The organism is Acidovorax sp. A79, from assembly GCF_041154505.1.
Classification (GTDB): Bacteria; Pseudomonadota; Gammaproteobacteria; order Burkholderiales; family Burkholderiaceae_C; genus Acidovorax.
On record NZ_AP028672.1, the window covers coordinates 2281460 to 2301182 of the forward strand.

General features: G+C 67.2%; 19 protein-coding genes. 16 read left to right on the top strand and 3 right to left on the bottom strand.

The window, feature by feature from the left end; translation table 11 throughout:
- Window positions 1-88 precede the first annotated feature (88 nt).
- Genes ACAM51_RS10400 through ACAM51_RS10420 form a run of 5 tightly spaced genes read left to right on the top strand, consistent with a single transcriptional unit; the run spans window position 89 to window position 6337 of the window.
- Window positions 89-1243, top strand: a complete 1155-nt coding sequence (locus tag ACAM51_RS10400; RefSeq protein ID WP_218341825.1) for a flagellar biosynthesis protein FlhB — start codon at window positions 89-91, stop codon at window positions 1241-1243.
- Window positions 1240-3321, top strand: coding sequence for a flagellar biosynthesis protein FlhA (gene flhA, locus ACAM51_RS10405; RefSeq protein WP_218296959.1), 2082 nt, complete (start codon window positions 1240-1242; stop codon window positions 3319-3321). The genes ACAM51_RS10400 and flhA overlap by 4 nt, the downstream gene beginning before the upstream one ends.
- Window positions 3318-4826, top strand: coding sequence for a flagellar biosynthesis protein FlhF (flhF, locus tag ACAM51_RS10410; protein WP_369643499.1), 1509 nt, complete (start codon window positions 3318-3320; stop codon window positions 4824-4826). The genes flhA and flhF overlap by 4 nt, the downstream gene beginning before the upstream one ends.
- The gene (locus ACAM51_RS10415; RefSeq protein ID WP_218341823.1) at window positions 4819-5616 is read left to right on the top strand and encodes a hypothetical protein; all 798 of its coding nucleotides are present in this window, start codon (window positions 4819-4821) and stop codon (window positions 5614-5616) included. Before flhF ends, ACAM51_RS10415 begins: the two co-directional genes overlap by 8 nt.
- Window positions 5617-5620: 4 nt before the next feature.
- On the top strand, window positions 5621-6337 hold the full coding sequence (locus ACAM51_RS10420; protein ID WP_218296956.1) for an RNA polymerase sigma factor FliA: 717 nt from the start codon (window positions 5621-5623) through the stop codon (window positions 6335-6337).
- A gap of 282 nt (window positions 6338-6619) precedes the next feature.
- On the opposite strand, the gene ACAM51_RS10425 is transcribed toward ACAM51_RS10420, so the two are convergent.
- The 3 genes from ACAM51_RS10425 to flgA all read right to left on the bottom strand — a co-directional run bounded on the left by ACAM51_RS10425 (window position 6620) and on the right by flgA (window position 8182).
- Window positions 6620-7018: a hypothetical protein gene (locus ACAM51_RS10425; RefSeq protein ID WP_369643500.1), complete on the bottom strand. Its 399-nt coding sequence runs from the start codon at window positions 7016-7018 to the stop codon at window positions 6620-6622.
- Window positions 7019-7042: 24 nt separating this feature from the next.
- Window positions 7043-7363, bottom strand: a complete 321-nt coding sequence (gene flgM, locus ACAM51_RS10430) for a flagellar biosynthesis anti-sigma factor FlgM (RefSeq protein WP_218341822.1) — start codon at window positions 7361-7363, stop codon at window positions 7043-7045.
- Window positions 7364-7456: 93 nt separating this feature from the next.
- Entirely contained in the window at window positions 7457-8182 is a 726-nt protein-coding gene (gene flgA, locus ACAM51_RS10435; RefSeq protein WP_369643800.1) for a flagellar basal body P-ring formation chaperone FlgA, read from the bottom strand.
- A 279-nt stretch (window positions 8183-8461) separates the two neighbouring features.
- Between flgA and flgB the strand changes: the two genes are divergently transcribed.
- The 11 genes from flgB to flgL all read left to right on the top strand — a co-directional run bounded on the left by flgB (window position 8462) and on the right by flgL (window position 19713).
- On the top strand, window positions 8462-8920 hold the full coding sequence (gene flgB / locus ACAM51_RS10440; RefSeq protein WP_218296953.1) for a flagellar basal body rod protein FlgB: 459 nt from the start codon (window positions 8462-8464) through the stop codon (window positions 8918-8920).
- A 37-nt stretch (window positions 8921-8957) separates the two neighbouring features.
- Window positions 8958-9362, top strand: a complete 405-nt coding sequence (gene flgC / locus ACAM51_RS10445) for a flagellar basal body rod protein FlgC (protein ID WP_218296952.1) — start codon at window positions 8958-8960, stop codon at window positions 9360-9362.
- Window positions 9363-9380: 18 nt separating this feature from the next.
- Complete coding sequence (locus tag ACAM51_RS10450; protein ID WP_218296951.1) at window positions 9381-10034, top strand: flagellar hook assembly protein FlgD; 654 nt, start codon at window positions 9381-9383, stop codon at window positions 10032-10034.
- Between the two features lie 42 nt (window positions 10035-10076).
- Complete coding sequence (gene flgE, locus ACAM51_RS10455) at window positions 10077-11357, top strand: flagellar hook protein FlgE (RefSeq protein WP_218296950.1); 1281 nt, start codon at window positions 10077-10079, stop codon at window positions 11355-11357.
- A gap of 179 nt (window positions 11358-11536) precedes the next feature.
- Window positions 11537-12277 (top strand): flagellar basal-body rod protein FlgF, encoded by a 741-nt coding sequence (gene flgF / locus ACAM51_RS10460; protein ID WP_218296949.1) that lies wholly within the window; start codon window positions 11537-11539, stop codon window positions 12275-12277.
- Between the two features lie 45 nt (window positions 12278-12322).
- Window positions 12323-13105 (top strand): flagellar basal-body rod protein FlgG, encoded by a 783-nt coding sequence (gene flgG / locus ACAM51_RS10465; protein ID WP_218296948.1) that lies wholly within the window; start codon window positions 12323-12325, stop codon window positions 13103-13105.
- 20 nt (window positions 13106-13125) lie between these two features.
- On the top strand, window positions 13126-13818 hold the full coding sequence (locus tag ACAM51_RS10470) for a flagellar basal body L-ring protein FlgH (RefSeq protein WP_369643501.1): 693 nt from the start codon (window positions 13126-13128) through the stop codon (window positions 13816-13818).
- Window positions 13819-14229: 411 nt separating this feature from the next.
- Window positions 14230-15372 (top strand): flagellar basal body P-ring protein FlgI, encoded by a 1143-nt coding sequence (locus ACAM51_RS10475; protein ID WP_369643502.1) that lies wholly within the window; start codon window positions 14230-14232, stop codon window positions 15370-15372.
- A gap of 140 nt (window positions 15373-15512) precedes the next feature.
- Entirely contained in the window at window positions 15513-16436 is a 924-nt protein-coding gene (gene flgJ / locus ACAM51_RS10480; RefSeq protein ID WP_369643503.1) for a flagellar assembly peptidoglycan hydrolase FlgJ, read from the top strand.
- A gap of 20 nt (window positions 16437-16456) precedes the next feature.
- Entirely contained in the window at window positions 16457-18433 is a 1977-nt protein-coding gene (flgK, locus tag ACAM51_RS10485; RefSeq protein ID WP_218296944.1) for a flagellar hook-associated protein FlgK, read from the top strand.
- 26 nt (window positions 18434-18459) lie between these two features.
- On the top strand, window positions 18460-19713 hold the full coding sequence (gene flgL / locus ACAM51_RS10490) for a flagellar hook-associated protein FlgL (protein WP_218296943.1): 1254 nt from the start codon (window positions 18460-18462) through the stop codon (window positions 19711-19713).
- Window positions 19714-19723: the final 10 nt, after the last annotated feature.

The following is a 19723-nucleotide window of genomic DNA, read 5'->3' on the forward strand; positions in this document are numbered from 1 at the left end:
CTGAAAAGAGGGGGCTGCAGCCTCCTTATCGGCCTTTAGATTTCCGGGTCGCTCACGACAATGGCATGACACGAGCCGTCATGCCACCATGGAATCCAGCCAAGAAAAAAGCCTACCCGCGTCAGAGCGCAAGCTGCAGAAAGCGCGCGAAGACGGCCAGGGAGCACGCTCGCGCGATCTTTCCCACCTGGCGATCCTGGGCGCGGGCGCGGCCTGCCTGCTCATTCTGGCCCCCCAGCTGATGGACCACATGCAGCGGGCGATGAGCCAGCAGCTCGCGTTTGACGCCACCACCGTCATGGCGCCCGGCACCATGCTCAAGCGCCTGCAGGACATGGTCGTCGTGGGCCTGGTGGCCAGCGCGGTGTTCGCCATCCTCACCGGCGCCGCGGCCCTGATCAGCGCCATCGGCGCCGGCGGCTGGATTCTGAGCCTCAAGCCCATCTCGCCCCAGTTCAACCGGCTCAATCCGATCTCGGGGCTCGCCAACCTGTTTTCCAAGCAGCAGATGGCCAACGTGGCCAAGATGGTGCTGATGACCGCGGTCCTGAGCTACGTGGCCTGGAAGTTCATGGGCAACAGCATCGACACCGTGGCCATGCTGGTGCTGCAGCCCTCCCCCATGGCCATCCGCCAGCTGGCCGACTGGCTCACGTCCGGCATGAGCCTGCTGCTCCTGGTGGTGTTCCTGGCGGCGCTGGTGGACGTGCCCCTGCAGGCCTACTTCTTCAAGGCGCGCCTGAAGATGTCGCACGAGGAAATCAAGCAGGAGCACAAGGAATCCGACGGCAACCCCCACACCAAGGGCCGCATCCGCCAGAAGCAGCGCGAGATCGCCGACCGTGCCAGCGTGGGCGCCGTTCCCAAGGCCGACTTCGTGGTCATGAACCCCACCCACTACGCCGTGGCGCTCAAGTACGACGAGAAGACCATGAGCGCGCCGCAGGTCATCTCGCGCGGCACCGACCTCATCGCGCTCAAGATCCGCGACGTGGCCAAGGAGCACAACGTGCCCGTGCTGCAGTCGCCCATGCTGGCCCGGGCGCTGTATGCCCATGCCGAGCTGGACCAGGCCATTCCCGCCACGCTCTACACCGCCGTGGCCCAGGTGCTGGCCTACGTCTACCGCCTCAAGGCCGCCCTGCGCGGCGAAGGCCGCATGCCCGACAGCCTGGTGGAGCCGTTTGTGCCCCCTGAACTCGATCCGCTGAACCGCACGCCCGTGCAAGGTGCCGCCGCATGAACACCTCCGTGAAATCTTTGCAGCAATGGGCGGGCAGCAATGCCAACGCCCTCCAGGGGCTGTCGGCCCCGTTGCTCGTGGTGGCCATCCTGGCGCTCATGGTGCTGCCCATCCCGCCGTGGCTGCTCGACGCGTTCTTCACGCTGAACATCGCCGTGGCCCTGATGGTGATGATGGTGGCGGCCTACATGCTGCGCCCCCTGGATTTCGCGGCCTTTCCCTCGGTGCTGCTGCTGACCACCCTCATGCGCCTGTCGCTGAACGTGGCCTCCACCCGCGTGGTGCTGCTGGAAGGCCACACGGGCCCGGGCGCCGCCGGCGCGGTGATCGAGGCCTTCGGCCACTTCCTGATCGGCGGCAACTTTGCCGTCGGGCTGATCGTGTTCGCGATCCTGGTGGTGATCAACTTCGTGGTGATCACCAAGGGCGCCGAGCGCATCGCCGAGGTGTCGGCACGCTTCACGCTGGACGCCATGCCCGGCAAGCAGATGGCGGTGGATGCCGACCTGAACGCCGGCCTGATCGACGAGAAGGAAGCCAAGCGCCGCCGCGCCGAAGTGGCGGAAGAAGCGAACTTCTTCGGGTCCATGGACGGTGCCTCCAAGTTCGTGCGCGGCGATGCGGTCGCCGGCATCCTGATTCTGCTGATCAACATCATCGGCGGCTTCGCCATCGGGGTCTTGCAGCACGACCTGTCGGCCAAGCAGGCGGCCGACAGCTACATCCTGCTGGCCATTGGTGATGCGCTGGTGGCGCAGATTCCCGGCCTGCTGATCTCGGTGGCTGCGGCCATGGTGATCTCGCGCGTGGGCAAGGACCACGACATGGGCCGCCAGATCGTGCAGCAGCTCTTCATGTCGCCCCGCGTGCTGGGCGTGACCGCCGGCATCCTGCTGCTGCTGGGCCTGATCCCGGGCATGCCCCACGTGGTGTTTCTGACCATGGGTGGTCTGCTCGCCTATGGCGCCTGGGTGCTGCACGAACGCCAAAAGGTGCCGCCCGAAGTCGAGGCCCCGCCCGCCCCCGTGAGCGACGGCGAGGCCACCTGGGACGACCTGCAGCCCGTGGACCTGCTGGGCCTGGAGCTGGGCTACCGCCTGATCAGCCTGGTGGACAAGAGCCGCCAGGGCGACCTGCTCACGCGCATCAAGGGCGTGCGCCGCAAGTTTGCGCAGGAAGTCGGCTTTCTGCCGCCCGCCGTGCACGTGCGCGACAACCTCGAATTGAAGCCCAGCGGCTACCGCATCACGCTGCGTGGCGTGGTGGTCGGCGAAGGCGAGGCCTTCCCCGGCATGTTTCTGGCAATCAACCCGGGCGGCATCACCACGCCCCTGATCGGCACCCCCACCACCGACCCCGCGTTCGGCCTCCCAGCACACTGGATCGACGACCGCCAGAAGGAAGCCGCACAAATGGCGGGTTTTACGGTCGTTGATTCCGAAACCGTGATGGCCACCCATTTGTCACACTTGATGCAAGTGCAAGCCGCCAAGCTCCTCAGTCGCACGGAAACGCAGCAACTCGTGGAGCACGTGGCCAAGCTGGCTCCCAAGCTCATCGAAGAAGTGGTCCCGAAAATGGTCTCCATCGCAACGTTCCAGAAAGTCCTCCAGCTGCTGCTGGAAGAGTCTGTGCACATCCGCGATATCCGCACCATCATCGAAACGCTGGCCGAGTTTGCCGGCGGCATCTCCGACCCGGTCGAGCTGGCCCGCCGCGTGCGCATCGCGCTGTCGCCCGCCATCGTGCAGCAGATCTACGGCCCCACCCGCGAACTCAACGTCATCGCCATCGAACCAGGCCTCGAACGCCTGCTGGTGCAGGCGCTGGGCAACACGGCCGGCCCCGCCCTGGACCCTGGCGTGGCCGACATCCTCACGCAAAAGGCCGCCGAGGTGGCCCTCAAGCAGGAAGAGATGGGCCTGCCCGCCTGCCTGCTGGTGCCAGACCAGATCCGCAATGCCATCTCCCGCCTGGTGCGCCGCGTCGCGCCCCGGCTGCAGGTGCTTGCCCACAGTGAAATCCCCGAGACCCACACCATCCGCATTGGGCCGATCCTTAGAGGTGCATCAGCATGAACATCAAACGCTTCCACGCTCCCACATCCCGGGAGGCTCTGGCCAAAGCGCGCATGGCCTTTGGTGACGGCACATTGATCCTGTCCAACCGCCCCACGGCCAACGGCGTCGAAGTCGTGGCCACGGCCGAGGACACGCTCTCGGCGCTGGATGGTGGTGGCGCGGGCCCGTCCGCCAACCCGCCCTTGCTGGCCCCCACACCGGCGCGCAGCGCGCCCCAGCGCGCAAGCCAGGCAGCAGCAGCCGCCGCCGCCAGCACCCTGGGCCGCAACGCGGTGGAGGAAGACACCGAGCAGCTGGCGATGAGCACGCTGTCGTTCCAGGACTATGTGCGCGAGCGCATGCTGCGCCGCCGCCACGAGGCGCTCAATGGCCCGGCCGAACCGCAAACCCTGTCGGAGCGCAGCCGCGACCAGGAACCGGAGCGCGAACGCATGCCCGCGCCCGCCGTGGCGCGCCACAACCCGCTGCGCACCATCCCCATGGACATTCCGCCCGAGCCGCCACGCCGCCGGCAGGAGCCCGCCGTGAGCAGCGCCGTGCAATCGGCCGCCAACCAGCAGAGCGTGATGAGCGAGCTGCACGCGATGAAGGAACTGATCGAGGACCGTTTCAACACCCTGGCGTGGCTGGGGCAGGCGCGGCAGAACCCCATCCAGTCCAACCTCATGCTCAAGATGATCCGCGCAGGCTACTCCCCTTCCCTCGCCCGTGCCGTGCTGGAGCGCATGCCCGAGGAGCTGTCGGCCGCCGAATCCGTGCGCTGGCTCATGGAGGTGCTGGAGCGCAACCTCAGGACCGACCTGGCCGAACCCCCGCTGTACGAACAAGGCGGCATCTTCGCGCTGGTGGGCTCCACCGGCGTCGGCAAGACCACCACCACCGCCAAGCTGGCCGCGATGTGCGCGCGCATCCACGGCCCCGGCAGCGTGGGCCTGATCACGCTGGACACCTACCGTGTGGGAGCCCACGAGCAGCTGCGCACCTACGGCCGCATGCTGGGCATCGTCGCCCATCTGGCCCACGACCGCGCCGCGCTGCAGGACCTGCTGGGCCTGCTGTCGGGCAAGAAGATGGTGCTCATCGACACCACGGGCGTGGCCCCGCGCGACCCGCGCAAGCGCGACATGCTCGACGTGCTGGACCTGCCCCATGTGAACCGCCTGCTGGTGCTCAACGCGGGCTGCCATGGCGACACGCTCGACGATGTGCTCACGGCGTTCAAGACCGAAGGCTCCCAGCAGGCCATCCTGTCCAAGGTGGACGAAGCCGTGAAACTCGGCCCGGCCATCGACGCACTGATCCGCCACCAGATGGTGCTGCGCGGCGTGACCAACGGCCAGCGCGTGCCGGAAGACTGGGAGCGTGCCGATGCGCACAAGCTCATCAGCACCTCCATGCGCGCTCCCGCCAAGTCGGCTTTCGACCCCAAGGCAACCGACCTGAACTTCTTCTTCTCGCATTCGCCCGACACCACGAACGAACGGGGGCTGGTCGATGCTTGATATCGGCTTTCACCAGGCGGCAGGCCTGCACAGCTTCACCCCGCAGTCGGAACTGCGGGTGGTGGCGGTCGCCAGCCAGGACAACGCGGGCACCGGGCTGGAGACGCTGTGGCAGATCTGCGCAAGCCTGCAGCGCCTGGGCTACCCGGTGGTGGTGCTCGACGGCACCGCCCAGGAGACGGACGACAGCCCGGGGCTGCTGCACCTGCTGCAACAGGCGCCCTGGAACGAGGGCGTCAGCCTGAACATGGGGGCCATGGCTTCCTCGCTGGCGGTGATTCCGGCGGCGAAGGGCCTTCTGCGCATCAGCCGGGAAGCCAGCCGCAATGAAACGGCCCCCCTGCCCAGCCTGCTGCCCTATTTCCGGACCTACGGGTTGATCGTGCTGCACGCGCCTGCGGCCACGCTCGGGCCGCTGCTGACGCACACGTCCACCATACCGCTGGTGGTGATGGGCGACGGATCGGCCGGCGTGCTGACCAGCTACAAGAGCCTCAAGCAGATCGCCCTGCACACGACCCTGCCCTGCATGGTGGCGGCCTTGCTGCGCGGCGACACCGCCGCCGAACGGCGCAAGACACAGCACGCGCTGCTGACCCTGCAGGACTGCGCGGAGCGCCACCTGGGTGGCCCGGTGCGCACGACCACCATCGCCACGCAGAACCCCCAGGACCTCCAGCGCCTGGCCTTGCAACTACTGGAAAATGCGGGCACTATCAGTGAATCGCTGACTGCGCTGCCACCCAGCAACTTGACAGGCATGCCTGCGCATTTTGTCCGGAGCCACTGATCTGATGTACACCGCCAAAGGCCAGCTCGATCGTGATGCGCTGATCCGCCAGCACGTCCCGCTGGTGCGAAGGATTGCGCACCACATGATCGCCAAGCTGCCGCCCAACGTGGAGCTGGACGATTTGATCCAGGTCGGCATGATGGGCCTGGCGGAAGCACTCTCGCGCTACGAAGCCGCCCAGGGCGTGCAGTTCGAGACCTTCGCGACCCAGCGCATCCGCGGCGCCATGCTCGACGAGTTGCGCGAGGGCGACTGGATGTCCCGCAGCTCGCGCAAGAGCCAGAAAGACATCGAGCACGCCGTGCAACGGCTGGAGCAGAAACTCGGTCGCAGCCCGCTCGAATCCGAGATCGCCAGTGAAATGGGCATGAACCTGGCGGACTACCAGAACCTGCTGGGCAAGGTGCGGGGCACGCAGCTGGTGTACCTGGAAGACATGACACACGGCAACGAGGACGACGACGGTTTCCTGGACCGCCATGTTGCCGACGGCGATGCCGACCCCATGGAATTGCTGCGCGACCAGCGGCTCAAGATGTCCCTGGTCAACGCCATCAAGAGCCTGCCCGAGCGCGAGCAGCACATCATGGGCATGTACTACGAGCACGACATGAATCTCAAAGAGATCGCGGCCGTGCTGGGGGTTACCGAGTCACGGGTGTGCCAGCTGCATAGCCAGTCCATCGCCCGCTTGCGTGCCAAGATGCGGGCGCATTAGGGCTCCCTGAGGCCATGGCTCCCCCTGAGTCGCCTGCGGCGCCTTCCCCCTGAAGGGGACGCCACCCCTGGACTGGCGAAGCCAGATCCACGGTGGCACTGGTATTGGGCTGCGACCGTTTCGACGGCCATTGCGCAAGGCCGAACTCCGGCGTACTGACCCCGGTTCGCTATCGATGGGATAGCTGCTTGCGCTTGACTTGCGTTGGATCAAGCCGGTTTGGCCATTCAAACGCAGGTAGCTCAAGCGCTGGCAGCTATCTTTTTTGAGTTGCGACTCGACTCAGCCTGCCGACTTGTAGATCCGTGCCACGCCGGGCTTGCCGGGCTGGGCGCCGCGGCCGTCGCCATAGGTGGCGGGGGAGCCGGCCTGGGGCAGCAGGCTGGCAACCTGGCGGTCGGCGTTGGCGGACAGGCGGGCGAGGCCCTCGCGGTGATTGGCGAGCATGTCGCCGATGGCATCCACCCTCTTTTGCAACTGCGCGGGCAAAGGCAGGCCCCGGGCCGCCGCCTGCTCCAGGACGCGCGCGAACTGGGCCGCAGCATCCCGCAGGGCCATGCTGTTTTTCTCAAGGGATGGGGGATCTGCCGCAAGAAGGGCGGCGGAGACTTTTTCGATCAGCTGTTCAACAGCCGAGAGGGATTCTTCCAGCGACATGGCCCATTGTGCGCTGGATGGCATCTGACTGCCAAGCGAGCTGTGGGATCAGCCGCGGGAGCGGGAGAGGATTTCCTGGGCGTTAGTGAGCATCTTGTCGGCAATGGCCTCGGCATCCACCGAGAACGTGCCTTTTTCGATGGCCGTGCGCACGGCCTTGACCTTGCCAGCATCGAAATCGCCCGTGGAACGGGCCGTCTGGTCCAGTGCGCGGGCTGCGGTGGACACCGTGACGGGCACACCGGCGGTTGACACGGCCGCTGCGTCCTTGGCGGCTCCTTCAGCAGCGCTGGCAGGACTTTTGGCCTGCTTGGCAGGCCCCGTCTGCGCCAAGGCGCCCGGGAGTTCCGGTTTTTGACCAATCTTCATCGCTCTCTCCACCACCCCGCTTGATGTGGGGCACAGTAGCAATGTTTTCGACCCTTTTGTCCCGGACTTTAGCCATTTATCGCCACAGCGTCATCAAAGAGCCACGACCACTGTCCCAATCTCATTCACAGTTCCACTGACAACGCGGCCATTGTCCATGCGGATGCGAACAATCTGCCCCGCTGCCCCTGCCGACATTGCCTGGCCGGCCGATGTCACGGCATAGCCCGGCCCCTGCGCGACCACCTTGACCTGGGCCCCTGCCCGGAAAAGATGCGGGGCCCGCACCATGGTCTGGCGCAAAGTCTGCCCGGCGACCAGCTGGCGGGCGGCCACCTGCCCGACCCACAGCTCCGGATTGGCCATGACGGCCGCCGACTCCTCGGCCCAGTCCACCTCGGCCTGCGTCGCATCGTTGGCCGTGAGGATGGCGCCAGGAGCCACGGGGTTGATCAGCACCCAGGCGGGGCCAAAGGCCTTGACGGTCACCGGAAGATACACGTTCCATGCGGTCTGCCCCTCCACGCAGCGCAGTCCCAGGCGCGTACGCCCCCACAGCCGCGCGCCGGCTGGCAGATAGGGCTCAACCCGCGCACACGGCGCTAGCCGCAGTCTGGAATCCAGTGAGCCAACGCTCACTTCCATCCGCAAGGGGAGCCCCGCAGGCTGGTTGCGCGACATCGCATCGTCCAGCCAGCGCTGGGTCAGCGGCCCCAGGTCGGCCGCGGGATCGGCGGCGGCCTGCGCGAACGCGGCGCCGCTGCCGCCGGCCACAGCGGCCGCCAGCGCCACGCCCGCCAGGGCGCGGTGCGCGGCCATCTGCCCGCGCAAGGACACAGCCTGCGCGCAGGCTCGGACGAAACGGGAAGAAAAGATCGATGGCATGGGGCCTCCTGGGCGTCGCGCGTCTTCCCGCGCAGGGCGGCAAAGACTATTTCACGACTGGAACTATAGGCAGCCGGGCACAGCGCAAAACCCGAAACTGCGCGCCCATTTCCTCGTTCTTCGCGCTTTAGAAAAAAGCCACGGTTTCCATAATCAAGCCACGCCGGAAAGCCCCCTGCCCGGCGCCATTGCAACCCAGGGTGTGAGGCAACCATGCTTGACAAGATGACCAACCGGCTGGACTTTCACGGCAACGCGCTGACGCTGCGTGCCGAGCGCCAGCGCGCCATCGCCAGCAACATCGCCAACGCCGACACCCCGGGCTACGTGGCACGCGATTTCAGCTTTGGCGACGCGATGCGCGAAGCCACGGGGTCCGGATCGGGCGTAACCCGCCTCGCCACCGCAGGCTCCGTGGGCACCACGGGCAACCTGGGGGCCAAGGGCGCCACGGACCCCCGCCACATTCCACTGCCCGCGGCCAGCACGGGCACTGGCGCCCCCGGCGCGCTGGGCTATTCCGTGCAGGCGCAGCCGAGCCTGGACAACAACACGGTGGACCTGGACCGCGAGCGCGCGAACTTTGTCGACAACGCGGTGCGCTACGAAGCCACGCTGCGCTTCATCAACGGCAACGCCAAAACCATGCTCAGCGCGATCCAGGGCCAGTAAAGCCCACCGCATTGCAGCGCAGAAAGCGAGTCACCCCATGTCCATGTTCTCCATCTTCAGCGTGTCGGGCAGCGCCGTCAGCGCGCAGTCGCAGCGGCTCAACGTGGTGGCCAGCAATCTGGCCAACGTCGATGCGGTGGCCGGCCCCGACGGCCAGGCGTACAAGGCGCGCCAGGTGGTGTTCCAGACCGCGCCGATGGGCGCCGACAGCTCGGCCGGCGTGCGGGTGAGCGCCATCAGCGAAAGCAACACCCCCGGGCGCCGCGTGCACGACCCCGCCCACCCCTCGGCCGACGAGCAGGGCTACGTGACGCACTCCAACGTCAACGCCGTGGAGGAAATGGTCAACATGATTTCCGCCTCCCGTTCGTACCAGAACAACGTCGAGGTCATGAACACGGCCAAGTCGCTGCTTCTCAAGACCCTGCAGATGGGCCAGTAATTTCCGGGAGACCCCACCATGATCCTCAGCGCCACCAACGCCCCTTCCGTGACGGATGCGACCGGCACGAAAGCCAACGCCGCCACCGACCCCGCCGCCGCGCAGGACCGGTTCCTGAAGCTGCTCGTCGCGCAGCTGAACAACCAGGACCCGATGAACCCGCTGGACAACGCGCAGATGACCTCGCAGATCGCGCAGATCAACACGGTGACCGGCATCCAGCAGCTCAACCAGACCATGCAGAGCATGTCCGAGCAGTTCAACTCGCTGCAAGTGATGCAGGGCACGGCGCTGATCGGCCGCAACGTGATGACCGAAGGCTCGAGCGTCGCCGTGGCCGACAAGGTCGGCAAGGGCGGCTTCGAGCTGCCCTCGGCCGCCACGAACGTGAAGATCGAGGTCACCACCGCGGGCGGCCAGGTGGTGGACACCATCGACCTGGGCGCCAAGGCCGCGGGCCGCCACACGTTCGAGTGGGACGCCAGCAAATACACCGGCGCCACCGATGCGCTGCAGTTCCGCGTCAGCGCCGTCAACGGCTCGGCCAAGCTGTCGAGCACGCCGCTGTCCCTGTCCAAGGTCACCGCCGCGGGCGCCGAGGACGGCCAGCTCAAGCTGACGCTCGCGAACGGCAAGACCATCAGCTACAGCCAGATCAAGGCCCTGGTCTAACGCCGGCCCAAACCCTTTCTTCGCCTCTATCAGGAGAACACCATGAGTTTTCAGCAAGGCCTCTCGGGCTTGAATGCCGCCAGCAAGAACCTCGACGTCATCGGACACAACATTGCCAACTCCAACACCGTCGGGTTCAAGGCCTCGCGGGCGGAATTCGCTGAAATGGTCGCTTCCGCCATCGGCTCGGCCGGCGGCACCAACGCGGGCATCGGCGTCGAGGTCGGCGCCGTCTCGCAGCAGTTCACCCAGGGCAACCTCACGATCACGGGCAACAGCCTGGACGTGGCCATCAACGGCAATGGCTTCTTCACGCTGACCCTGCCTGACGGCACGCCCGCCTACACCCGCTCCGGCAACTTCAAGCTGGACAAGGAGGGCAACATGATCACGAACGACAACGCGAACGTGATGGGCTACCCCGTGGACCCCGTGACCGGCCTGCGCTCGGGCACCGACCCCATCCCCATGGTCTTCCCCACCTCCGAGCCGATCCCGGCCAAGCAGACGACGAAGATCACCGCGGCCTTCAACCTGCCCGCCACCGCCACCGACGCGGCCGGCGACCCCGCCGCCACGCCGCCCATCCCGGCCACGCCGCGCGCCACCTACGGCACCTCCATCAACGTGTTCGACAGCCAGGGCGTGGCCAAGCCGGTGAGCCTGTACTTCCAGAAGACCGCGACGGACAACACCTGGGACGTGTACGACGCGCTCGACGATCCCACGGCCACCCCGCCCGTGGTGGCCACCCCCATCGGCCAGATCACGTTCGACAACAACGGCGTCATCACCGGCCCCACCGCCACGCCACCCGCCACGGGCTTTTCGCTGCCGCTCACCGTCAATCCGACGCCGCCCAACCCGAACAACCTGCCCACGTTCACCGTTGACGTGAGCCTGGACAAGGTCTCCCAGAGCGGCAGCAAGTTCGCGGTCTCGAACCTGAGCCAGGACGGCTACACGACGGGCGAGCTCACCGGCATCAACATCGAGAACAACGGGATGATCATGACCCGTTACTCCAACGGCGTGACCCGCGCGGAAGGGCAGCTCGCGCTGTCGAGCTTCCGCAACACGCAGGGCCTGGCATCGGTGGGCGGTAACAACTGGGTGGCCACCTTTGAATCCGGCCAGCCCGTGGTGGGCACCGCGACGGACGGCAACTTCGGCGCCCTGCGCTCGGGCGCCCTGGAAGACTCCAACGTCGATCTCACGGCCGAACTCGTGAACATGATGACCGCGCAGCGTGCCTACCAGGCCAACGCCCAGACGATCAAGACGCAAGACCAGGTGATGTCCACCCTGGTGAACCTGAGATGAAACACCCCCTGAGTCGCTTCGCGCCCTCCCCCTCTCTCGGCGCGCTGTGCGTTCCGGGAGGGGGACGCAGCCAGCGCGGCGGGGCGGCCCTTGCGCGGCTGCCCGCGCCTGGGCCGCGCCGGTTGCACACGCTGCGCACCGCACGCAGCACTGCAGGGTACTGAAAGGAGCATCGCACCATGGACCGCATCATCTACACCTCGATGACGGGCGCGAACGCCGCCGCCCACCGGCAGGCCGTGCTGTCCAACAACCTCGCCAACGCGTCCACCCAGGGGTTTCGCGCGGAGCTTTCCACCTTCCGCTCGGTGCCGCTGCAGGGCGACGGCTCCAAGACCCGCGTGTTCGCGCTCGAAGCCACCTCCGGCCATGTGAACACGCCCGGGCCCGTGCAGCGCACCGGCCGCAATCTCGATGCCATGGCCGCGGGCAACGCCTGGTTTGCCGTGCAGGGCCTGGACGGCACCGAGGCCTACACCCGCGCGGGCACCTTCGAGCTGTCGGCCACGGGCCAGCTGCTCACGCCCACCGGGCTGCCGGTGCTCTCCGATGGCGGAGCGCCCATTGACGTCCCGCCGGGCGCCGAGGTCACGCTGGGCTCGGACGGCACGGTCACCGCCAAGGCCGCGGGCCAGCCCGCGCAGGCCATCGGCCGGCTCAAGCTCGCCACGCCCACGCTGGAAGACCCGCTCAAGCGCGGCGATGACGGCCTGTTTCGCACCACGTCCGGCGATCCCATCGCGAACGATGCCAACGCCCGCATGCTCGCGGGGGCCGTCGAAGGCTCCAACGTGAACCCGGTCGAGAGCATGGTCGGGATGATCGCCGCATCGCGCCAGTTCGAGCAGCAGATGCGCCTGCTGCAGACCGCCGAGACCAATGACAAGACCGCCAGCCAGCTGCTGGGCATGAACGGTTGACGCGGCACCACCCACGCCCGCATCGCCCAAGGAAGGAAGCACACCATGATCAACTCCCTCTGGATCGCCAAGACCGGCATGTCTGCCCAGCAGACCCAGCTTGACGTCATCTCGCACAACCTGGCCAACGTTTCCACCACCGGCTACAAGCGCAACAACGCGGTGTTCGAGGACCTGATCTACCAGAACCTGCGCCAGGTGGGCGCCAACACCACCGAACAGAACCAGCTGCCCACCGGCCTGCACCTGGGCCTGGGCGTGCGCACGGTGGCCACCAGCCGCAACTTCGTGCAGGGCAGCCTGCAGGAGTCCAAGAACAACCTGGACGTGGCCATCAACGGCAACGGCTTCTTTGAAGTGACCATGCCGGACGGCACCCTGGGCTACACGCGCGATGGCTCGTTCCAGGTGGATGCGCAGGGCCGCCTCGTCACCTCCAGCGGCCTGCCCGTGGCCAACGGCATCACCGTGCCCCCCAACGCCACGAGCGTGAGCATCAGCGCCGACGGCGTGGTGTCCGCCACGGTGCAGGGCAACACCCAGCCCCAGCCGCTCGGGAACCTGGCCATGTCGGCCTTCGTGAACCCGGCTGGCCTGGAGCCCATCGGGCAGAACCTGTTCAAGGAATCGGCCGCCTCCGGCCAGCCGCAGCAGGGCACGCCGGGCACCAACGGGCTGGGCATTCTCAAGCAGGGCTTCCTGGAGGCCTCGAACGTCAACGTGGTGGAAGAGCTGGTCACCATGATCCAGACCCAGCGCGCCTACGAAATGAATTCCAAGGCCATCCAGACCTCGGACCAGATGCTGGCCAAGCTCAGCCAGCTGTGACGACGACAGGACCTTTCGCCATGCTGCACTCCACACGCCTCCCAGCCCTGGCCGCCGCCGCCGCGGGCGCCCTGCTGCTCACGGGCTGCGCCACCATGTCGCCGCCCCCGCCGGTGGACATCCTTCCCACCACGCCCCCTCCGCTGGCCGCCGCCCCGCGCACGCCGCCACCGGTCACGGGCGGCCTGTTCCACCAGGCCAGCTACCGCCCCGCCTTCGAAGACCGCCGCGCGCGCATGGTGGGCGACAACGTGACGGTCATGATCGTCGAGAACGTGACGGCCAGCCAGAAATCCTCCTCCACGGTGGACCGCACCTCCGAGGCCTCGGCCGGCATCACCAACCTGCCCTTCGTGAAGAAATCGCTGGCCGACCGCACCACGCTGGGCGCGGCCTCGGAAAACACCTTCTCCGGCAAGGGCGGCACCGAAAGCGCCAATACCTTCACGGGGTCGATCACCACCACGGTGGTGGACGTGCTGCCCAACGGCCACCTGGTCGTGACGGGCGAGAAGCAGATCGGCGTCAACCAGAACGTGGACGTGCTGCGCTTCTCGGGCACCATCGATCCGCGCGCGCTGCAGCCGGGCAGCATCGTCAACTCGACCCAGGTGGCCAACGTGCGGGTGGAATCCCGTGGCCGTGGCGCGCAGGGCGAGGCCCAGGCCATGGGCTGGATGGGACGGTTCTTCAATACCATCACGCCGTTCTAGATTCCCCCCTGAGTCGCTGCGCGCCTTCCCCCCTGAGGGGGAACGCCACCCCCGGCCCGGCAAAGCCGGATCCGCAGTGGCGCTGGCCTTTGGCCGCGCCAGTTTTTACGGGTGTGGTTTCTGGATGCGCCGGGGGCACCAAGCCTGGGGTTTTGAGGCTTCGGGATGTCTGACCGTTGTGAAAAATCCTCGCCCCAGTTTGCTACATAATTTATAGCTTCTAGCGCTTACCCATAAAGCGGTAGAGGCTGTTTTTATTCATACTTTCTCCGGTAGCGCGGCACCAGCGCCTGCCTGGTTTTCCACGCACCACTGGCCGCTCCCCACCCGCCCGGGAACCCATGCAATAAGCCGGTGAACCCGCTTCTTTTTGGGTTTTAGTTCCTGGCGGGGCCGCCCACAATGGATGCCATGAAAGCCTTGTCCCATTCCCTCCTGCCACGCTCCGCGCGCGCGCTGTGGCTGCTGCTGGCCCTCGTGGCCGCCTGCCTGGCCATGCCCGTGCACGCGTTGCGTATCAAGGAAGTGGCGGCGGTGCAGGGCGTGCGCACCAACCAGCTCACGGGCTACGGCCTGGTGGTGGGCCTGGACGGGACGGGCGACCAGACCACGCAGATGCCCTACACCACGCAGGCCATGTCCAACTACCTGCAGCAGATGGGCATCAGCCTGCCACCCGGCTCGGCCAATCAGCTGCAGCTCAAGAACGTGGCGGCGGTGATCGTCACGGCGCAGTTGCCCGCGTTCGCCCAGCCCGGCCAGACGATCGACATCAACGTCTCTTCCATGGGCAACGCCAAGTCGCTCAAGGGCGGCACGCTGATCGTCACGCCGCTGCGCGGCGCCGATGGCGAGATCTACGCGCTGGCCCAGGGCAACGTGGTGGTGGGCGGCGCGGGTGCCTCGGCCGGCGGCAGCAAGGTCCAGATCAACCACCTGAGCGCGGGCCGCATTCCCCAGGGCGCGCAGGTCGAGCGCGCCGTGCCCACGCCGCTCAACGAGGGCGACACCATCAACCTCGGGCTCAACGCCTCCGACTTCCAGACCGCGCGGCGCGTGGCGCAGGCCATCAACACCAAGCTGGGCAGCGGCCTGGCCACGGCGCTGGACGGCCGCACGGTACAGGTGCGCGCGCCGCTCGACCCCGGCGCCCGCGTGGGCTTCATCGCCGACCTGGAAGAGCTGGCGCTGGAGTCGTCCACGCCCTCGGCCAAGGTCGTCATCAATGCGCGCACCGGCTCGGTGGTGCTCAACCAGGCGGTCACGCTGGGCCCCTGCGCCATCGCGCACGGCAACCTCTCGATCACCATCAGCTCCACGCCCATCATCAGCCAGCCCGCCCCGCTCTCGCAAGGGCAGACCGTGGTGGCGCAGCAAAGCGACATCCGCATCAACCAGGAGCCGGGCAACATCATCCAGATGCCGCCCTCGCCCCAGCTCGCGGACGTGGTGAAGGCGCTCAACACGCTGGGCGCCACGCCGCAGGACCTGCTGGCCATCCTGCAGGCCATCAAGGCTGCCGGCGCGCTCAACGCCGAGCTGGAAGTGATCTAAATGCTCCCCCTGAGTCGCTTCGCGCCTTCCCCCAAAGGGGGACGCACCCGGTGGCCTGGCAAAGCCAGTTCCACGGGTGCACAGGCCTGGGCAGCGCCAAATTCACTGTCTGTGGGTAGCCCAGCGCAGGAGGCTTGACCATGGCCCTCACACTCCCTTCGTCCGGTAGCACCACCAGCACGTCGAACGCGCTGGCGGTGGACATCCGCTCGCTCAATTCCCTCAAGTACGACGCGGGCACGGCCAGCAGCGCCCAGACCACGCGCGAGGTGGCCAAGCAGTTCGAGTCGCTGTTCATGCGCGAGCTGATCAAGAGCATGCGCGACGCCACGATGAAATCCGGTCTCATGGAGGGAGAGCAGGCCAACCTGGGGCAGGACATGCTCGACCAGCAACTGTCCGTGAGCATGTCCGGCATGCAGGGCGGGCTGTCCGAGGCGATCGCCCGCCAGCTGTCGCGCCAGATGGGGGGCGCCGACGCCAACTTCTCCGTGCCCTCCACGCTGAGCCTGCAGCAGCAGGCGCTGCCCCGCGCCGCCGCGCCGGCCACGGCAGCCCCCGCGGAGGCCACCCTGCAGGCCCCCAAGGGCCGCGAGGGTTTCGTGCAGCACCTCTCGGGCACCGCCGAGCGCGTGGCCCAGGACAGCGGCATTCCCGCCAGCTTCATGCTGGGCCAGGCCGGCCATGAAACCGGCTGGGGCAAGAGCGAGATCCGGAACAAGGACGGCTCCAACTCGTTCAACCTGTTCGGCATCAAGGCCGGCAAGGGCTGGACCGGCAAGGTGGCCGAGATCACCACCACCGAGTACATCAACGGCAAGCCCCAGAAGGTGACGGCTAAATTCCGCGCCTACGACTCGTACGAAGATTCGTTCCGGGACTACGCCCGCCTGATCACGGACAACCCCCGCTACGAAAAGGCGCAGGCCACCGCCAAGAGCGGCTCCGCCGTGGCCTATGCGGCCGAACTGCAAAAGGCGGGCTACGCGACCGACCCCGAATACGCCCGAAAGCTCAGCGGCGCCATCAACAGCGCATTGCGCGTACAGCGCGCCCAGGCGTGATGAGAAAGCCGAGGTAAGCCATGAGTCTTCTCAACGTCGGCGCCCGCGCCCTGCTGGCCAACCAGGTGGCCCTGCAGACGGCGGGCCACAACATCGCCAACGTCAATACGCCTGGCTATTCGCGCCAGACGGTGGTGCTGCAGACCGTGCAGGGCCAGTTCACCGGCGGCGGCTACATCGGCCAGGGCGTGGACGTGCAGACCATCCTGCGCAACCAGAGCGAGCTGCTCACGCGCCAGTCGGCCACGGCGGGCTCGGTGCAGTCGTCCGACATCGTGCGGGCCGAGCGCCTGCGCCAGTTGCAGGAGGTCTTCAGCGGCGGCACGGCGGGGCTGGGTGCCGCCATCAACGACATGATGAATGCGTTCTCGGACGTGGTGAGCGCCCCCACCGACATCACGGCGCGCACCGTGGTGCTCACGCGCATGGACGAAACGGCCTCGCGCATGCGCTCGGCCGCCGACCGCATCAACGAGATCCAGTACACCGTCACCGAACAGCTGCAGAGCAGCGTGACGGCCGTCAACAGCCTGGCCCAGCAGATGGCCAGCGTGAACGAGCAGATCGCGCGCGCCAAGGGCAACGGCCAGACGCCCAACGACCTGCTGGACCAGCGCGACCAGATCATCCGCGACATCAACCAGTACGTGCAGACCACGCAGATCCCGGCCGACGACGGCACCGTGGGCCTGTTCGTGGCGGGCAGCCAGCCCCTGGTGCTGGGCACCACGGCGACCAGCCTGTCGGTCGGGGATGCGACGGCCTTTCCCGGCAGCGGTCAGCTCAAGCTGTTCTTCAACCGGCCCGGCGCACCGGCCGTGGAAATGGACGAGAACGTGCTGGGCGGCGGGTCGATGTCCGGCCTGCTGCGCTTCAACAACAACGACCTGAGCGAAGGCCGCAACCTGCTGGGCCGCATGGCGATGGCCATCGGCATGACCATGAACGACCAGCACAACCTGGGCCTCACGCTCGACGGCGCGCTGGGCAAGGACCTGTTCGCGGTACCCACCAGCATGCCGGGCCACACCAACGGCGCGGGCGTCGGCACGGTGTCGTTCACCGGCCCCACGCAGTTCGCGGCGTCGGACTACGAGATCCGCTTCACCACCGGCACGGCCGGGCAGGTGGTGCGGCTGTCGGACGGCAAGTCCACCCCCTTCACCGACGCGGCCAACCTCGCCACGCTGCAGATCGACGGCCTGAACTTCAACCTGACCACGCCCGGCAACCCCGGCGAGCGCATGCTGTTCAAGCCGTTCAGCACGGCGGCGGCCAACATCCAGTCCCTGGTGTACTCGCCACGCGACCTGGCGGTGGCCAATCCGGTCAACGCGGCCATGGGCACGTCCAACGGCGGAACGCTGCAGCTGTCGGGGCTCAAGGCCACGGGCCTGCCCAACCCGCCGGGGCTGGTGCTGCCGGCCAATGCGAACCCGGCCGCGGTGCCGCCGATCCTGGGCGGGGTGCAGCTGCGCTTCACCGCCGGCCCGCCGACCACCTACGACGTGCTGGACCGCGGCACGGCGCCCCCCACGACGATCGCCGCCGCACAGCCCTACACGCCCGGCGCGGCCATCTCCATCAACGGCTGGGAGATCAAGCTGCAGGGCTCGCCGAACACCGGCGACACGGTCGTCATCGGCAATGCCGCCGACCCCCAGTACGGCGACACGTTCACCCGCAACTCGGGCAACGCCAGCGCCCTCATGGGCCTGCGCGACGTGAAGATGTTCGACGACTCCACGCTCAGCGACGGCTACGCGGGCGCCATCGCCCAGGTGGGGACCCGCACGCAGAGCGCGCTGTTCGCCGCCGAGCTGTCCACCACCATCGCGTCCAACCTGGAGCGGGACCGCACCGCGATCTCGGGGGTGAATCTGGACGAAGAGGCCGCAAGGCTGATCCAATACCAGCAGGCCTACCAGGCATCTTCCAAGATGATCCAGATCGCGCAAAACATCTTTGACTCGCTGCTGCAGGGCCTGGGCCGCTGAATGCGGACGGGAGTTAGGAGTTCGACATGAGCAATAGCATCTACCGCCTTGGCACCGCCAACATGTATGACAACGCCCTGCGCAATCTGGGCACGCGGCAGACCAGCCTGTCGAACCTGCAGGAAAACCTGACCTCGGGCAAGCGCGTGGTGCGGGCGAGCGACGACCCGGTGTCGGCCGCGCAGGCCGAGCGCGCCATCAACCGCCTGGCCCGCATCCAGACCGAGCAGCGCGCGCTGGAAACCCAGCGCAACGCCATCGCGCAGGCCGAATCGGCCCTGGGCGATGCCGTGAATCTGGTACAGAACTTCCGCGAACTGGTGGTGAGCGCCGGCAATGCCGCCCTCACCCCCAACGAGCGCACCACCATCGCCAACCAGCTGCAGGGCTTGCGCGAACAGCTGGTGGAAGTGGCCAACCGCAAGGACACCAACGGCATTCCGCTGCTGGGCGCGCTGGGCAGCGCGCTCGCGCCGTTCCTCGGCCCGCTGAGCAGCTCGCCGGACTACAGCTTCGACGGGCTGCCCGGGCAGGCGGCCAGCTCCGGCGTGACCATTCCCGGCGCGCTGGACGGCGAAGCCGCCTTCATGTTCGACCCGCAGCGCGACGGCGTCTACACCGCCGGCATCAGCGCCATTCCCACCGGGCGCATCCTCAACACCACGGCCATCACGCCCGTGGACCCGAGCCTGGTGACCGGCGACAACTACACCATCACGTTCAGCGCCGTCGGCCCCGGAGCCACGCCCGGCACCACGACCGCCACCTACACCCTCACCAACACCACCACCGGCGCCGTCTCCCCTGCCGTGGTGGTGCCCGACTTTCCATCGGACAAGCCGGTGACCATTGCCGTCACCGGCATTCCGGGGCTGACCTTCGACATCAAGGGCAATCCGGCCAACGGGGACACCATCACCCTGCAGCCCAGCCCCAGCATGTTCAGCACCATGGACAGCGCGATCAACGGCATCCGCAACGCACCCAACAGCAATGCGGCGGCGCAGGCCGTGGGGCAGGCGCTGGGCAACATGGACATCGGCCTGGAGCGCATGCACAACATGCGCGGCTATGCGGGTGAATTGCTCAACCGCGCGGACCGCATCACGGGCGACCAGGAAAAGCGCTCCATCCAGCTCGAAAGCGACCGCTCACGCGCCGAGGATCTCGATATGATCCAGGGAATTTCGGACTTCCAGAACCAGCAGGTGGGCTATGAGGCTGCGCTCAAGTCCTATGCCCAGGTCCAGAAGCTGTCTCTGTTCAACTTCATTAGCTAGGACCTGCTCA

Coding starts and splice junctions, on each gene's coding strand:
- ACAM51_RS10400 (WP_218341825.1), top strand. CDS start 89: ATGGAATCCAGCCAAGAAAAAAGCCTACCCGCGTCAGAGCGCAAGCTG.
- flgA (WP_369643800.1), bottom strand. CDS start 8,182: ATGGCCGCGCACCGCGCCCTGGCGGGCGTGGCGCTGGCGGCCGCTGTG.
- ACAM51_RS10415 (WP_218341823.1), top strand. CDS start 4,819: ATGCTTGATATCGGCTTTCACCAGGCGGCAGGCCTGCACAGCTTCACC.
- ACAM51_RS10425 (WP_369643500.1), bottom strand. CDS start 7,018: ATGCCATCCAGCGCACAATGGGCCATGTCGCTGGAAGAATCCCTCTCG.
- flgB (WP_218296953.1), top strand. CDS start 8,462: ATGCTTGACAAGATGACCAACCGGCTGGACTTTCACGGCAACGCGCTG.
- ACAM51_RS10420 (WP_218296956.1), top strand. CDS start 5,621: ATGTACACCGCCAAAGGCCAGCTCGATCGTGATGCGCTGATCCGCCAG.
- flgJ (WP_369643503.1), top strand. CDS start 15,513: ATGGCCCTCACACTCCCTTCGTCCGGTAGCACCACCAGCACGTCGAAC.
- flhF (WP_369643499.1), top strand. CDS start 3,318: ATGAACATCAAACGCTTCCACGCTCCCACATCCCGGGAGGCTCTGGCC.
- flgF (WP_218296949.1), top strand. CDS start 11,537: ATGGACCGCATCATCTACACCTCGATGACGGGCGCGAACGCCGCCGCC.
- flgC (WP_218296952.1), top strand. CDS start 8,958: ATGTCCATGTTCTCCATCTTCAGCGTGTCGGGCAGCGCCGTCAGCGCG.
- flgK (WP_218296944.1), top strand. CDS start 16,457: ATGAGTCTTCTCAACGTCGGCGCCCGCGCCCTGCTGGCCAACCAGGTG.
- flhA (WP_218296959.1), top strand. CDS start 1,240: ATGAACACCTCCGTGAAATCTTTGCAGCAATGGGCGGGCAGCAATGCC.
- flgL (WP_218296943.1), top strand. CDS start 18,460: ATGAGCAATAGCATCTACCGCCTTGGCACCGCCAACATGTATGACAAC.
- flgM (WP_218341822.1), bottom strand. CDS start 7,363: ATGAAGATTGGTCAAAAACCGGAACTCCCGGGCGCCTTGGCGCAGACG.
- ACAM51_RS10450 (WP_218296951.1), top strand. CDS start 9,381: ATGATCCTCAGCGCCACCAACGCCCCTTCCGTGACGGATGCGACCGGC.
- flgE (WP_218296950.1), top strand. CDS start 10,077: ATGAGTTTTCAGCAAGGCCTCTCGGGCTTGAATGCCGCCAGCAAGAAC.
- ACAM51_RS10470 (WP_369643501.1), top strand. CDS start 13,126: ATGCTGCACTCCACACGCCTCCCAGCCCTGGCCGCCGCCGCCGCGGGC.
- ACAM51_RS10475 (WP_369643502.1), top strand. CDS start 14,230: ATGAAAGCCTTGTCCCATTCCCTCCTGCCACGCTCCGCGCGCGCGCTG.
- flgG (WP_218296948.1), top strand. CDS start 12,323: ATGATCAACTCCCTCTGGATCGCCAAGACCGGCATGTCTGCCCAGCAG.